The sequence below is a fragment of the Blautia sp. MCC270 genome (assembly GCF_018785605.1).
Taxonomy (GTDB): domain Bacteria; phylum Bacillota; class Clostridia; order Lachnospirales; family Lachnospiraceae; genus Blautia_A; species Blautia_A fusiformis.
On record NZ_WQQD01000028.1, the window covers coordinates 202,196 to 215,995 of the forward strand.

Genomic DNA, 13,800 nt, shown 5'->3' on the forward strand with positions numbered 1-13,800 from the left:
GAGAGGATAAAGAATGGATAACAATTTTAGATCAGGCTTTGTTGCGATCATCGGAAGACCGAATGTTGGAAAATCCACGCTGATGAACCATCTTATCGGACAGAAGATCGCCATCACATCAAACAAGCCACAGACAACCAGAAACAAGATACAGACCGTGTATACCTGTGATGAGGGACAGATTGTATTTTTGGACACACCGGGTATCCACAAGGCAAAAAACAAGCTTGGAGAATACATGGTACAGGTTGCGGAGAGAACCCTGAAGGAAGTAGATGCCATTATGTGGCTGGTGGAGCCATCCACATTCGTAGGTGCGGGAGAGCGCCACATTGCCGAGCAGCTGCAGAAGGTTGGAGTTCCTGTGATTCTCATCATCAACAAGATCGATACGGTAAAAAAAGAAGAGCTTCTTCCTGCGATCGATACCTACCGTAAGATCTGTGATTTTGCAGAGATCATTCCTTGCTCTGCCCTCCGCGGAAAAAACACACAGGATATCATTCCAAGTATTTTCAAATATCTTCCGTACGGACCGATGTTCTATGATGAGGATACAGTTACCGACCAGCCTCAGCGCCAGATCGCCGCAGAGATTATCCGTGAGAAGGCTCTGCATGCACTGGATGAGGAGATCCCTCACGGAATCGCCGTTGCCATCGACCGGATGAAGAAACGTCCGGGAAGAAGCAACATCATAGATATTGATGCGACCATCATCTGCGAGCGTAATTCCCACAAAGGCATCATCATCGGAAAACAGGGTGCCATGCTGAAAAAGATCGGAAGCAATGCCCGCTATGAGCTGGAGCGTATGCTGGAAGCAAAGGTAAACCTAAAGCTCTGGGTCAAGGTGACTAAGAACTGGAGAGACAGTGATTTCTTGATCAAGAACTTTGGATATGATAAGAAAGAAATCTGAAAATGAGTGATCTGATTACCGTACAGGGAGTGGTACTTTCTGCCATGCCGGTAGGGGATTATGACAAGCGGATCGTCCTTCTCACAAGAGAGAGGGGGAAGATCTCCGCTTTTGCCAAGGGAGCGAGACGGCAGAACAGTCCGTTCATGGCAGCAGCTAACCCGTTTGTATTCGGAAGCTTTACTCTTTATGAGGGAAGGACAAGCTATAATCTGAACCAGGTCAGCGTGCAGCATCATTTTGTGGAGCTGGCCACCCGGCAGCCGGGGGTTTACTATGGATATTATTTTCTGGAGCTGGCAGATTATTTTGGCAAAGAGGGAACGGATGAGAAGGAGATGATGAATCTTCTCTATGTGACCATCAAAGCCATTTTGAATCCTCATATAGAAGACCGGCTGGTGCGCTGTATCTATGAACTGCGGACTATGGTGATCCAGGGCGTGATGCCGCAGCTGTTCCAGTGTGCGGGCTGCGGGAGAGAGCTTATGGAGGAAGAAACCGGAGAACTTTTTTTCTCCCAGGACGAGCATGGGATCCTGTGTGCGGACTGCAGCAGGATGGCCATGGACAGGAAACGGATCTCAGCGGCTGCCCTGTATGCCATGCGCTACATAGCCGTGTCCCCCCTGGCAAAGCTGTATACGTTTACAGTACGGGATGATGTGCTGCGGGAACTGGAACGCCACATTTACCGGTATACGGAGCTGAATACAGACAAGCGGTTTAAAAGTCTGGAGATCCTGGAATTGATGAGATAGATCACTGCCGGCTGCGGAATAACCGTAACGATTTATTTTTCAAAAGCAGGACAGGAAGCAATGCAAATGGAAATATCCTTGAAAAATCATGAGGATACTAGTATAATAAGACCAAAAATGTAAAAAAGCAGCTTTTTCCGGAGCTTTCCGGACGCATTTGGCGGAACAGCTGCAAGTCAAGAGGAGAGAAATCATGGAAAAGACAATGGAAAAGATCGTAGCTCTTGCAAAAGCCAGAGGATTTGTTTACCCGGGTTCCGAGATCTACGGCGGCCTGGCAAACACGTGGGATTATGGAAATCTCGGTGTAGAGCTTAAAAATAACGTAAAACGTGCATGGTGGCAGAAATTCATTCAGGAGTCTCCGTACAATGTAGGTGTTGACTGTGCGATCCTTATGAACCCGCAGACATGGATCGCTTCCGGACATCTTGGCGGATTTTCTGATCCTCTTATGGACTGTAAAGAGTGCCACGAGCGTTTCCGTGCAGATAAACTCATTGAGGACTTTTGTGCAGAGCATGACATTGCCATTGAGGGAAGCGTAGATGCATGGTCCCAGGAGAAGATGATGGACTTCATCAAAGAACACGAGGTAGGATGTCCGAGCTGTGGTAAACACAACTTCACAGATATCCGTCAGTTCAACCTGATGTTCAAGACATTCCAGGGTGTTACCGAAGATGCCAAGAATACTGTATATTTAAGACCGGAGACTGCACAGGGTATTTTCGTAAACTTCAAGAACGTACAGAGAACATCCCGTAAAAAGATCCCGTTTGGTATCGGCCAGATCGGTAAATCCTTCCGTAACGAGATCACACCGGGTAACTTCACATTCCGTACCCGTGAGTTCGAGCAGATGGAGCTTGAGTTCTTCTGCGAGCCGGATACAGATCTTGAGTGGTTTGCATACTGGAAGAAGTTCTGCCTTGACTGGCTGAGTGCTCTCGGACTTAAGGATGATGAGGTTCGTTACCGTGACCATGATAAGGAAGAGCTGAGCTTCTACAGCAAGGCTACCACAGATGTGGAATTCCTTTTCCCATTCGGATGGGGTGAGCTCTGGGGAATCGCTGACAGAACAGATTATGACCTGACACAGCATCAGAATGTATCCGGCCAGGATCTCACATACTTTGATGATGAGAAGAAACAGAAATATATCCCATACGTTATCGAGCCATCACTTGGAGCAGACCGTATGGTACTTGCTTTCCTCTGCAGCGCTTACGATGAGGAAGTTCTGGATGAAGAGAAGAACGATGTTCGTACAGTCCTTCATTTCCATCCGGTACTTGCACCGGTTAAGATCGGTGTGCTTCCGCTTTCCAAGAAGCTTAACGAGGGTGCTGAGAAGATCTACCAGCAGCTTTCCAAGAAGTACAACTGTGAGTACGATGACCGTGGAAATATCGGTAAACGTTACCGCAGACAGGATGAGATCGGTACTCCGTTCTGTATCACTTATGACTTCGAGTCTGAGAATGACGGTGCAGTTACAGTCCGTGACCGTGACACTATGGAGCAGGTACGTGTGAAGATCGATGAGCTTGATGCATACTTTGCTGATAAATTTACATTTTAAGTAAATACATTTTTTAATAAAAAACCTCCGGCTATTTTCTGGCCGGAGGCTTTTTTTCAATAAGTCTGTTTTTCATCCGCCAGTTTCTTGGCGACATTCCGTATACATTTTTGAAAGCCCGGGAAAAATGCAGCTGATTGGGATATCCGACTGCATTTCCGATATCTGCGATAGACAGGGCTGTGATCTTAAGAAGTTCTGCAGCTTTGGTCATGCGATAGCTGATCAGGAATTCCTGGGGAGAACGTCCGATGGTGTCGTGGAAGATCTTACCGAAGTAGCTTCGGTTCAGGCCGCAGCAGGCTGCGATATCCTCAATGGAAATATCATTCTGGAAATTCTGTTCAATAAAAGAGAGCGCCTCCTTGATATAAAAATCACGGATACTTCCATCCTGTTTCATGCGGACAGTTTCCGTAGAGCGCATAAAGTAATCCAGAAAAAGCCAGGTATGTCCGATAAGATGAAAGGGTGATTCCTGGGAATTATGGCTGATATAAAGCATTTCCTCCATCATTTTCTGGCGGAGATCTGCAGAGTGGCTGTGATAGACCGGATGGTCCGGACTTAAGCCTGCAGTTTCCACGATCTCTTTTGCCCGGAGCCCGTCAAATTCCACCCAGGTGTACTCCCATGGAAAGTCGGTATCTGCAATGTAGGTGTTGATCTGACCGGGAAAAAGCATGAAACCCTGGCCGCTTTTTACCTGATAGGTGATGGTCTCTCCTGCGGAATTGTCTGCCATCAGAGTTCCTGTACCGGAGATTACATAATGAAAAATATAATGGTTTCGTGCGGCCGGGCCGAATGAATGTGCCGGAGCGCAGTGCTCCCAGCCATATTGGTATAGTCCGATATCAACAAAGTTTTCATTTGGAAAAACGGAGAAGAGAAGGTCATTCATATTTTTATCCTTTAGGTGTATGATTTTGTTTGGTTTCAGTAACATTATATATTAAAACAGCAGGGAACTTCAACATATGTATAAAAATGCAATTACAAAAACAGCCTGTAAAATATACTAAAAAGAGAAGGATAATCGATAAAACTTTGTGAGAAAATTAAGTTTCTCGAGAAACCTGCTGATTTTCGATAAATTCGGAATATACTAATTTTAGATAAAAGTAGTGATATAGGCGTAAAATATATCAAAATGCTAGATGACTTTAATGAAGACAGAGAAAAATTGCATTTTGGTATAAAACAAGAAAAACACTGCTATTTATGCAAGCATAAAGCTATGTTAAAATAGCTTTCAGAAAAAAGAAACCAGAGAATAAGTATTGGAGAACCCGGATAGCCATATCAGTTAAATGGGTGATATCCGACTTATCAAATAAAAGGAAAAGGAAGGAGAATTACAAGATGCGCAACAGAAGTAAATGGATCCTCTGTATGGGACTTGCCTTTACCATGGCAGCTTCCGTTACATTGAGCGGATGCGGCACAGGTAAAAAGGACAGCGGAAAGACAGAGATCGAACTTGTGCAGTATAAACCGGAAGCGGTTAAGGCATTTGAAAAACTGGAAGAAAAATTCAATGCCACTCATGATGATATCCATCTTACCATCGAATCACCAAACGATGCTATGACTGTATTGAAGACAAGATTTATCCGTGAGGATAATCCGGATATCATTGGAATCGGAGGCGATGTTAACTTTTCCAATTTTATTGATTCTGATATGCTGATGGATATTTCCGATTATCAGGGACTGGATTCGATCAAAGATGCATATAAAGAAATTGATAAAGCGCTGGAATTCGTTCCGGAAGACGGAGTCTATGCGGTTCCTTACGTGGCCAATGCCGCCGGAATCCTTTACAATCGTGAGCTTTTCAAGGAGCATGGCTGGCAGATCCCGACTACATGGGATGAATTTATGAGCCTTTGCCAGGAAATTCAGGATGCAGGTATCCAGCCGCTTTATTTCGGATTTAAAGATACCTGGACCTGTCTTGCACCGTGGAATTCTATTGCGGTAGATCTTGCACCAGCCGATGTATGCCGCCAGGTAAACCAGGGAAACACTACTTTTGCAAAAGAGTATAAGGAAGTAGCAGACCGTATGCTGGAGCTTATCCAGTATGGACCGGATGATCCCTTGGCCTATGATTACAATGGAGCCTGCACCGCTTTTGCAAAAGGGGAGGCTGCCATGTATCCCATCGGAAGCTATGCGATCCCGCAGATCCAGAGTGTAAATCCGGATATGGATATTGATTCTTTTGTAACACCGGCAAGCAATGATCCGTCAGAAAACAAACTGAATTCCGGAGTTGACCTTCAGTTCTGTGTGATGGATGACTGTGAGAATAAGGAAGCTGCATATGAAGTGCTGGATTTCCTTCTTGAGGATGAGAATATACAGACATATCTGGATGACCAGAAGGCAGTTCCCTGTAAAGAGGGTGATTTCACACTTCCCTCTACTCTGGATGGTATGAAGGAATACATAGAAGAGGGAAGGATGGCCGACTACCAGGATCATTATTATCCTACAGAGATGGCTGTGGATGCACAGATCCAGACCTTCCTGATGAAAAAGGATAAAGATGCATTCCTGAAAAAATTTGATACAGACTGGACAAGATATAACCGTGACATTATCCGTAAAGTACAGGACTATGAGGAAAAGAACGGGGAAGGAGAGAACTGATCATGGGAAAAAAATCTATGAGTGGAAGAAAGCTGACCTTTCTTCTGATCACCATTCCGATCGTGGCATTATTTTTCTGCTTTAACACACTGCCTCTGATCAAGGGTGTGATCTACAGCTTTACAAATTTTAAAGGCTATGGAAGCTATGACTGGGTAGGACTTCGAAACTATAAGGATCTTTTTACAGATAGCCGTGTTGGCGGTTCCTATCTGTTTACCTTTAAGCTGGCCATCGTGGCAACTATCGTAACGAATGTACTCAGCCTGATCCTGGCACTTGGACTGAACAGCAAGATCCGTTTCAAGAGTGCACTGCGTGGAGCTTATTTTATTCCTAATGTACTTGGCGCACTGGTCGTAGGATATATTTTCAATTATTTCTTTACATATATCCTGCCTGCATTCGGAAAGATGATCGGAAATAAAACATTGTCTTCCAGCATGCTTTCCAGTACGAGCCTGGCATGGGTTGCCATCGTGATCGTGTGTGCATGGCAGTCCATTGCAATGAATACGATCATCTACATTTCCGGTCTTCAGACAGTGCCGGAGGATGTATACGAAGCAGGCGCTATTGATGGTGCTACCGGATTCAGCAAGTTCCGTTACCTGACATTCCCGCTGATCGTTCCGTTTTTCAGTATCAACATGGTTCTCTGTGTGAAAAACTTCCTGATGGTATTTGATCAGATCATGGCTTTGACAAAGGGTGGTCCTGCACAGAGTACAGAATCCATTTCCTATCTGATCTATAACAATGGTATGAGTGGCGGTCAGTTTGGATTCCAGAGCGCCAATGCGGTTATATTCTTTATTGTGATCGTGATCATTTCTGCAGTGCAGTTGACTATCACAGGGAAAAAGGAGGAGCAGCTGTAATGAAAACGAAAGTAAGAGAAAAAGCGAACTGGCCGGTAACGATCCTTCTGATCCTTGGCCTTATTACAGTGGTATTTCCGCTTTATATGACAATTGTGATCGCATTCAAGCAGCCGACAGAGATGACCAACAGTGTAGCCGGGATCCTGTCTCTGCCAGAGAAATTCAGTCTTGCCAATTTCAGGGAAGCTATGGAGGTAACAGACTTCTGGCATTCTCTTGGAAACAGTGTATTGATCACTGTGATCACAGTGGTTCTTGCTATTGTAATTCATTCACTTTTAGGTTATGCTATAGCCAGAAACAAGAGAAGTAAATTTTATAAATTTATCTATCTCTATGTAGTGAGCGGTATGTTTGTTCCGTTTGCTATCCTGATGATGCCGCTTGTAAAGCAGACTGCTGAGATGGGCCTTGATAACAAAGTCGGTGTGATCATTCTTTATACGGTATTTTATATGCCTATGAACGTGCTTCTTTATTCCGGATATCTGACAAACATTCCAATGGCCCTTGAGGAGGCGGCCTGTGTGGATGGAGCCAGCACCTGGAAAACATATTGGAAGATCATCTTTCCGATCATGAAGCCGATGCATGCCACAGTGGCAGTTCTGACAGCACTTGGAACCTGGAATGACGTTATGACTCCACTGGTTATCATGTCCGGATCTACAGGTGGAACCACATTACCTCTGGCACAGCTGAATTTCCAGACTCAGTTCGGAACAAACTATAACCTTGCGTTTGCCTCTTATCTGCTGGCACTGCTTCCGATCCTTCTGTTTTATCTGATCTGCCAGAAGCACATTTTAAATGGTGTTGTAAACGGTGCCGTAAAATAAAAACACAAGAAAAAGGAGGATTCACATATGGGAATCATCTACTGCGAGAAAGACAGAACGTTTACCCTGCAGACAAAAGAAACTACATATCAGATGCAGGTGGATCAGTACGGATTTCTTCTTCATCTCTATTATGGTAAAAAGGCAGAAGGCTGCATGGATTATCTTCTGACCTACTATGACAGAGGATTTTCCGGAAATCCCTATGATGCGGGAACAGACAGAACCTATTCCATGGACTCTCTTCCACAGGAGCTTTCCTGCTACGGAAACGGAGATTTCCGCAGTGCATCACTGATGCTGGAAAACGGTGACGGAAGCATGAGCTGTGATATGCGTTACAAGAACTATACTATCCGTGACGGTAAATACAGCCTTCCGGGGCTTCCGGCGGTTTATGCGGATAATGATGAGGCACAGACTCTGGAGATCGTACTGGAGGATCCGGCTACCGGCGTGGAGGCCATGCTTCTTTACGGTGTACTTCCGGAACTGGATATCATTACAAGAAGCGTCTATATCCGCAATCAGAGCAGTGAGAAGATCTATGTGAACAAGGTGATGTCCGCAGAACTGGATTTTCTTTACGGAGATTATGACCTGCTTACTTTTTACGGAAGACATGCCATGGAGCGGAATCTGCAGAGAGTACCGGTGGCTCATGGAAGTCAGATGATCGGCAGTGTCCGTGGCACATCCAGCCATCAGTATAATCCGATGATGATCCTGGCAGAGAAGGACACAACAGAGGATCATGGAGGCTGCTATGCTATGTCCTTTGTATATAGTGGAAATTTCCAGGGTGAGGTTCTTAAAGATCAGTACAATCAGACAAGAATGCTCCTTGGTGTACAGGAGGAGTGCTTCCGGTATCCGCTGGAAGCCGGGGAGACCTTCTATGCACCTGAGGTGATCTTAAGCTACACAGATCAGGGAATGAATCGCCTTTCCCAGAATCTGCACAGTTGCATCCGTCATCATATCTGCCGTGGTAAATATAAGACAGAGGTCCGTCCGGTGCTGGTAAACAGCTGGGAGGCAGCATATTTTGATTTTACAGGAGAGACTTTATATAATCTGGCAAAAGAGGCAAGGAGCCTTGGTATCGATATGCTGGTTCTGGATGACGGCTGGTTTGGAAAACGTGACGATGACAACAGTGGTCTTGGGGACTGGTATGTCAATGAGAAGAAGCTTGGAGAGACTCTCGGCGGACTGGTAAAAAGAGTCAATGACCTTGGAGTGAAATTCGGTATCTGGATCGAGCCGGAGATGATCTCTGAGGACAGTGATCTTTACCGTGAGCATCCGGACTGGGCACTTACGATTCCGGGAAGAAAACCAGTGAGATCCAGAAATCAGCTGGTACTTGATTTTTCCAGAAAAGAAGTTGTAGACGGAATCTTTGGACAGATCAGTGCGGTATTGGATAATGCCAATATTGAGTACGTTAAATGGGACATGAATCGAAGCCTGATGGATGTATTTTCCGTAATGACCAAGGATCAGGGACGTGTAATGTATGATTATGTCCTGGGATTGTACGATTTTCTGGACCGTATGGTGAACCGTTATCCGGATCTTCTGATCGAGGGCTGCAGCGGCGGCGGCGGAAGATTTGACGCAGGTATGCTGTATTACACACCGCAGATCTGGTGCAGCGACAACTCTGATGCTATTGACAGGCTTCGGATCCAGTATGGCACTTCCTTCGGATATCCGGTATCGGCCATGGGAGCACATGTGTCTGCAGTGCCGAACCATCAGACAGGAAGGATCACCCCGTTACATACCAGAGGTGTGGTTGCCATGTCCGGAACCTTCGGCTACGAGCTGGATCTTCTGAAGCTGACTGAGGAAGAAAAAGATGAGGTCCGCAGCCAGATTGGGGAATTCCGTAAATATGCGCCACTGATCCAGAACGGACGGTACTATCGCCTGACAGATCCGTTTAAGAGTGAGGTCTGTGCATGGGAGATCGTTGGAAATTCTCAGGAAGAAGTTCTGCTCAATGTTGTCATGGAGGAGATCCATGGAAATATGACTGTGAATTATGTGCAGCTTCGCGGCCTTGATGAGAGTGCACTTTATAAGGAACAGGCTACCGGCAGGATCTATTCCGGAGCTGCTCTGATGCATGGTGGAATGCCGCTTCCTGCAGAGTTTGGGGAGTACAGAGCTTATCAGTATCATTTTGTGAGAGAATAAGAGCGTATTGAGACAGTAAGATAAATAAAAGGATCCGTCATACAGACAGCTGAAAAAGCCGATGTATGGCGGATCTTTTTTATCATAGCTCAGTGTACGGTGATCTGATAGCTCTTGATAAATTCCTCATCCGGTTTCAGCACATTGATATTTGCTTTTTCGGAAAGAGGCTTTTCAAAACCACAGTCATCACAGCGTCCCATCCACGGCTCCAGGCATACGAAGGGAGCACCGGGTACGGACCAGATACCGAAATTCGGGAAGCCCTCACTGGTAAGTGTCAGATATGGAGTTCCGTCCGGGAAGAGGATACCGGCCTTTTGGATCTGGCCGTTATCAAAAACAAGAGCGTCTTTATCAAACATATGAGGAGCAATGGAACAGGTTCCGTTTTCAAGGGAAAGTGTATGTGGCTCGTCAGAAAGGACTGTTCCTACAGACGTATCGATAAGGAGATAGGTAAGAGTGTCCAGGCCTTCAAAAGCAAGACGGTAATCACTCTGGGATTCGCCTTCACGTACCGGAACACGGAATGCCGGATGGCCGCCGATGGTAAAATACATAGTTTCAGAATCATTATTAACTACTTCCCAGCATACTTCTAGGTCGTGCTTCTTCAGAGTGTAGGTGATCTTCAGAGCGAAAGCAAACGGATAAACATTCAGGGTTTCTTCAGAGGACTTAAGGACAAAGGAAAGGGAAGTATCGGTGATATCCGTGCAGATAAAATCGCTGTCTCTTGCAAAGCCGTGCTGGCTGGAAGGATATTCCTTTCCGTTCAGACGCCAGATATCTTTGTAGTTACGTCCCACGTTGGGAAAAAGTACAGGCGCATGGCGTTTCCAGTAAGCCGGATCTGCCTGCCAGAGGATCTCTCTGTCATTAGTCTTGTCATAGATGCCGGTGAGTTCAGCACCGTGATCGGAAACGGAAATCTTAAGAAAGTTGTTTTCAATCGTTCGTGTCATGATAAACCTCCTGTATGACAGCATTCGGGTAATATTACCTCGGAATTGCTGCATGTTTTTTTCTATTTTAGCACATTTTTCAGATGATAACGAGAAAAATACAATCTGTGAAAAATATAACTGGAAAATCTGTCATATTTCACAAGAGAAATTGCTGTTTTTTGGAAGAATAACCTTGACTAATGGAGGATAAATCTATAAAATAATTATGTGCGTAGAAAACATACATTTTTTATGTTTTAAAGAACAATAATTAGGAGGAAAATGTAAAATGGCAAAATGGGTTTACATGTTTACAGAAGGTAATGCTACTATGAGAAATCTTCTGGGCGGCAAAGGTGCCAACCTTGCTGAGATGACAAACCTCGGTCTTCCTGTACCGCAGGGCTTCACAATCACAACAGAGGCCTGCACACAGTACTACGAGGATGGCAGATCCATCAACGATGAGATCATGGCTCAGATCATGGAAGCAATTACCAAGATGGAAGGAGTTACCGGTAAGAAATTCGGTGACAAAGAAAATCCTCTGCTTGTATCCGTTCGTTCTGGTGCGAGAGCATCTATGCCAGGTATGATGGACACAATCCTCAACCTTGGTTTAAATGAAGAAGTTGTTAACACTCTTGCTGAGAAATCCGGCAATGAGCGTTGGGCTTGGGACTGCTACAGAAGATTCATCCAGATGTACTCTGACGTAGTTATGGAAGTTGGTAAGAAATACTTCGAGGAGCTCATCGATGAGATGAAAGCTAAGAGAGGTGTTAAGCAGGACGTTGAGCTTACAGCTGCTGACCTGCATGAGCTTGCTGACCAGTTCAAAGCTGAGTATAAATCTAAAATCGGTTCTGATTTCCCAACTGATCCGAAGGAGCAGCTGGTAGGCGCAATCAAAGCCGTATTCCGTTCCTGGGACAACCCACGTGCGAACGTATATCGTCGTGACAACGATATCCCATATTCCTGGGGTACAGCTGTTAACGTACAGATGATGGCATTCGGTAACATGGGTGATGACTGTGGTACAGGTGTTGCCTTCACACGTGACCCTGCTACAGGTGCTAACGGTCTGTTCGGTGAGTTCCTTACCAATGCACAGGGCGAGGACGTAGTTGCTGGTGTTCGTACACCTATGCACATCTCCGAGATGGAGCAGAAGTTCCCGGAAGCATTCGTACAGTTCAAACAGGTTTGCGAGACTCTTGAGAAACATTACAGAGACATGCAGGATATGGAGTTTACTGTAGAGCATGGTAAACTGTATATGCTTCAGACACGTAATGGTAAGAGAACTGCACAGGCTGCTCTTAAGATCGCTTGTGACCTCGTTGATGAGGGAATGAGAACTGAGGAAGAGGCTGTTGCAATGATCGATCCTCGTAACCTTGATACACTTCTTCATCCGCAGTTCGATGCAGCTGCTCTTAAAGCTGCTACACCGATGGGTAAAGGTCTTGGTGCTTCTCCAGGAGCTGCTTGCGGTAAGATCGTATTCTCTGCAGAGGACGCTGTTGAGTGGGCTGCAAGAGGAGAGAAAGTTGTTCTTGTTCGTCTTGAGACATCCCCAGAGGATATCACAGGTATGAAAGCTGCTCAGGGTATCCTGACAGTTCGTGGTGGTATGACATCTCACGCAGCTGTAGTTGCTCGTGGTATGGGATCCTGCTGTGTATCCGGATGCGGCGATATCGCTATGGATGAGGAGAACAAGAAATTCACACTTGCTGGTAAAGAGTTCCATGAAGGAGATGCAATCTCCATTGATGGTACAACAGGTAACATCTATGACGGACTTATCCCGACTGTAGATGCTAAGATCGCTGGTGAGTTCGGACGTATCATGGGATGGGCTGACAAGTACAGAACAATGAAAGTTCGTACAAACGCTGATACTCCTGCTGATGCTAAGAAAGCTCGTGAGCTTGGTGCAGAGGGAATTGGTCTTTGCCGTACAGAGCATATGTTCTTTGAGGGCAACAGAATCGATGCATTCCGTGAGATGATCTGCTCTGAGACAGTAGAGGAGAGAGAAGCAGCACTTGCTAAGATCCTTCCGGAGCAGCAGGGAGACTTCGAGAAACTCTATGAGGCACTTGAAGGAAATCCTGTAACAATTCGTTTCCTTGATCCGCCACTTCATGAGTTCGTTCCTACAGAGGAAGAGGACATCAAGAAACTGGCTGATGCTCAGGGCAAGACTGTAGAGCAGATCAAGACAATCATCGCTTCCCTTCACGAGTTCAACCCGATGATGGGACATCGTGGATGCCGTCTTGCTGTTACTTATCCAGAGATTGCTAAGATGCAGACAAGCGCTGTTATCCGCGCAGCTATCAACGTTAAGAAGAATCATCCGGATTGGAACATCAAACCGGAGATCATGATTCCGCTTGTTGGTGACATCAAAGAGCTTAAATATGTTAAGAAATTCGTTGTAGAGACAGCAGATGCTGAGATCAAAGCAGCAGGTTCTGACCTTGAGTACGAGGTTGGTACTATGATCGAGATCCCGAGAGCAGCTCTTACAGCTGATGATATCGCTAAAGAGGCTGACTTCTTCTGCTTCGGTACAAACGACCTTACACAGATGACATACGGATTCTCCCGTGATGATGCTGGTAAGTTCCTTAACGCATACTATGATGCTAAGATCTTCGAGAACGATCCATTTGCTAAGCTTGACCAGACAGGTGTCGGCAAACTTATGAAGATGGCTATCGAGCTTGGAAAACCGGTTAACCCGAAACTTCACGTAGGTATCTGCGGTGAGCACGGTGGAGATCCGTCTTCCGTAGAGTTCTGCAACGAGATCGGACTTGACTATGTATCCTGCTCACCGTTCCGTGTACCGATCGCTCGTCTTGCAGCAGCACAGGCAGCAATCGCTAAGAAGAACGCATAAGTAAGAATACATTTCAGGCTGAAGTTTCAGTCTGAGCATATATAAAGCTTCTGGCAGTCTGTAGAAA

The 13,800-nt window shown here is 45.6% G+C and carries 10 protein-coding genes; 8 read left to right on the forward strand and 2 right to left on the reverse strand.

The window, feature by feature from the left end; all coding sequences use genetic code 11:
- The first annotated feature begins 13 nt into the window (after nt 1–13).
- The 3 genes from era to GPK58_RS09055 all read left to right on the forward strand — a co-directional run bounded on the left by era (nt 14) and on the right by GPK58_RS09055 (nt 3,271).
- Nucleotides 14–922: a GTPase Era gene (gene era / locus GPK58_RS09045; protein ID WP_015525809.1), complete on the forward strand. Its 909-nt coding sequence runs from the start codon at nt 14–16 to the stop codon at nt 920–922.
- A gap of 2 nt (nt 923–924) precedes the next feature.
- Nucleotides 925–1,683, forward strand: coding sequence for a DNA repair protein RecO (gene recO, locus GPK58_RS09050; protein WP_092069364.1), 759 nt, complete (start codon nt 925–927; stop codon nt 1,681–1,683).
- A 193-nt stretch (nt 1,684–1,876) separates the two neighbouring features.
- On the forward strand, nt 1,877–3,271 hold the full coding sequence (locus GPK58_RS09055) for a glycine--tRNA ligase (RefSeq protein ID WP_092069375.1): 1,395 nt from the start codon (nt 1,877–1,879) through the stop codon (nt 3,269–3,271).
- A gap of 31 nt (nt 3,272–3,302) precedes the next feature.
- Here the strand turns inward: GPK58_RS09055 and GPK58_RS09060 are convergent, their stop codons facing one another.
- Entirely contained in the window at nt 3,303–4,175 is an 873-nt protein-coding gene (locus tag GPK58_RS09060) for an AraC family transcriptional regulator (RefSeq protein WP_022426301.1), read from the reverse strand.
- A 461-nt stretch (nt 4,176–4,636) separates the two neighbouring features.
- On the opposite strand from GPK58_RS09060, the gene GPK58_RS09065 reads away from it, so the two are divergent.
- Genes GPK58_RS09065 through GPK58_RS09080 form a run of 4 tightly spaced genes read left to right on the forward strand, consistent with a single transcriptional unit; the run spans nt 4,637 to nt 9,863 of the window.
- Nucleotides 4,637–5,932 (forward strand): ABC transporter substrate-binding protein, encoded by a 1,296-nt coding sequence (locus GPK58_RS09065; protein ID WP_215638538.1) that lies wholly within the window; start codon nt 4,637–4,639, stop codon nt 5,930–5,932.
- Between the two features lie 2 nt (nt 5,933–5,934).
- Nucleotides 5,935–6,813 (forward strand): carbohydrate ABC transporter permease, encoded by an 879-nt coding sequence (locus GPK58_RS09070; protein WP_015525815.1) that lies wholly within the window; start codon nt 5,935–5,937, stop codon nt 6,811–6,813.
- Entirely contained in the window at nt 6,813–7,655 is an 843-nt protein-coding gene (locus GPK58_RS09075) for a carbohydrate ABC transporter permease (RefSeq protein WP_015525816.1), read from the forward strand. Before GPK58_RS09070 ends, GPK58_RS09075 begins: the two co-directional genes overlap by 1 nt.
- 27 nt (nt 7,656–7,682) lie before the next feature.
- Nucleotides 7,683–9,863: an alpha-galactosidase gene (locus GPK58_RS09080; protein WP_215638539.1), complete on the forward strand. Its 2,181-nt coding sequence runs from the start codon at nt 7,683–7,685 to the stop codon at nt 9,861–9,863.
- 89 nt (nt 9,864–9,952) lie between these two features.
- Here the strand turns inward: GPK58_RS09080 and GPK58_RS09085 are convergent, their stop codons facing one another.
- Nucleotides 9,953–10,831 carry an aldose 1-epimerase family protein gene (locus tag GPK58_RS09085; protein WP_215638540.1) on the reverse strand — a complete coding sequence of 293 codons (879 nt, stop codon included), beginning with the start codon at nt 10,829–10,831 and terminating at the stop codon, nt 9,953–9,955.
- Nucleotides 10,832–11,102: 271 nt separating this feature from the next.
- Between GPK58_RS09085 and ppdK the strand changes: the two genes are divergently transcribed.
- Complete coding sequence (gene ppdK / locus GPK58_RS09090) at nt 11,103–13,733, forward strand: pyruvate, phosphate dikinase (RefSeq protein ID WP_015525819.1); 2,631 nt, start codon at nt 11,103–11,105, stop codon at nt 13,731–13,733.
- Nucleotides 13,734–13,800 lie beyond the last annotated feature (67 nt).

What these genes read in the sequence shown, in the direction of transcription:
- era (WP_015525809.1), top strand. Translation starts at nt 14, where the DNA reads ATGGATAACAATTTTAGATCAGGCTTTGTTGCGATCATCGGAAGACCG.
- recO (WP_092069364.1), top strand. Translation starts at nt 925, where the DNA reads ATGAGTGATCTGATTACCGTACAGGGAGTGGTACTTTCTGCCATGCCG.
- GPK58_RS09055 (WP_092069375.1), top strand. Translation starts at nt 1,877, where the DNA reads ATGGAAAAGACAATGGAAAAGATCGTAGCTCTTGCAAAAGCCAGAGGA.
- GPK58_RS09060 (WP_022426301.1), bottom strand. Translation starts at nt 4,175, where the DNA reads ATGAATGACCTTCTCTTCTCCGTTTTTCCAAATGAAAACTTTGTTGAT.
- GPK58_RS09065 (WP_215638538.1), top strand. Translation starts at nt 4,637, where the DNA reads ATGCGCAACAGAAGTAAATGGATCCTCTGTATGGGACTTGCCTTTACC.
- GPK58_RS09070 (WP_015525815.1), top strand. Translation starts at nt 5,935, where the DNA reads ATGGGAAAAAAATCTATGAGTGGAAGAAAGCTGACCTTTCTTCTGATC.
- GPK58_RS09075 (WP_015525816.1), top strand. Translation starts at nt 6,813, where the DNA reads ATGAAAACGAAAGTAAGAGAAAAAGCGAACTGGCCGGTAACGATCCTT.
- GPK58_RS09080 (WP_215638539.1), top strand. Translation starts at nt 7,683, where the DNA reads ATGGGAATCATCTACTGCGAGAAAGACAGAACGTTTACCCTGCAGACA.
- GPK58_RS09085 (WP_215638540.1), bottom strand. Translation starts at nt 10,831, where the DNA reads ATGACACGAACGATTGAAAACAACTTTCTTAAGATTTCCGTTTCCGAT.
- ppdK (WP_015525819.1), top strand. Translation starts at nt 11,103, where the DNA reads ATGGCAAAATGGGTTTACATGTTTACAGAAGGTAATGCTACTATGAGA.